General features: G+C 44.8%; 1 protein-coding gene. It reads left to right on the top strand.

The window, feature by feature from the left end; translation table 11 throughout:
• Nucleotides 1–936: type VI secretion system Vgr family protein (locus M983_RS16580; protein WP_157091987.1), on the top strand; the 936-nt coding region annotated here is incomplete at both ends.

Genomic DNA, 936 nt, shown 5'->3' with positions numbered 1-936 from the left:
CATCAAAAACGCTCACACCGCTTCTTTATCCATCAATCCGTGCCCGATATCGTTGAACAAATCTTACGTGAGCACCATTTTAAAGGCTGGGAGTTCGAGTTCACCCTTGAACGACAGTACCCTAAACGAGAGCAAATTAACCAAATCAACGAAAGTGACAAAGACTTTATTGAACGCCTATTAAGTGAAGTCGGTATTTTTTATCATTTTCGCTTACAAGACGATACGCAAACCGAAGTCATTCATTTTACCGATAGTCAACGCGGTTACCTTTACGATAAAACCCTGCCACTCAATAGCCCTTCTGGCATGAGTGATTCACAGGCTGACAGTGTTTGGGGATTATCTTTACGCCATCAAGTGGTCGAAAACAGTGTGTTTGCGAAAGACTATAACCCGCGATTAGCTGAAGATACGCTGATTTCTGCTGTCGCCGATATGACCCGTGGTGAAGGTGAAGACACCAATTATGGCGATGTGTATCATTATCGTGCTCGTCATTTAACTCGCGGTGATACCCTGCATCCTGAGCCTGAAACCGCCAACTTTTGGGCGCGATTAGACCATGAACGTTTTCTAACAGAACAAACTCGATTACGCGGTGAAAGTAACGCCCCTGAGTTAACCCCGTTATTGGTCTTAAAGATTACCGATAATCCGCTTTCATCCACCTTACCCGCTGTTTTTCAATCCCCTTTATTACTCACCCGTCTGCGTTTTACTGCAAGTCGAGATAAAGCCTTAACCGTACGTTTTGATGCCGTACCTTATCGTGATGACCGCTGTTGGCGCCCTAAGGTAAAACCTCGCCCTGTGATTGCAGGCACCTTAATGGCGCGAATTACCAGTGCGAAAGAAAACGATATTTACGCCCATCAAAATGAAGACGGTTTTTATTGGGTTAAATTTGATGCTGACCGTGATGAGAAAGCCCAA

It is taken from the genome of Proteus myxofaciens ATCC 19692 (assembly GCF_001654855.1).
Lineage (GTDB): Bacteria > Pseudomonadota > Gammaproteobacteria > Enterobacterales > Enterobacteriaceae > Proteus > Proteus myxofaciens.
This window is presented reverse-complemented; position numbering and strand designations above follow the sequence as displayed.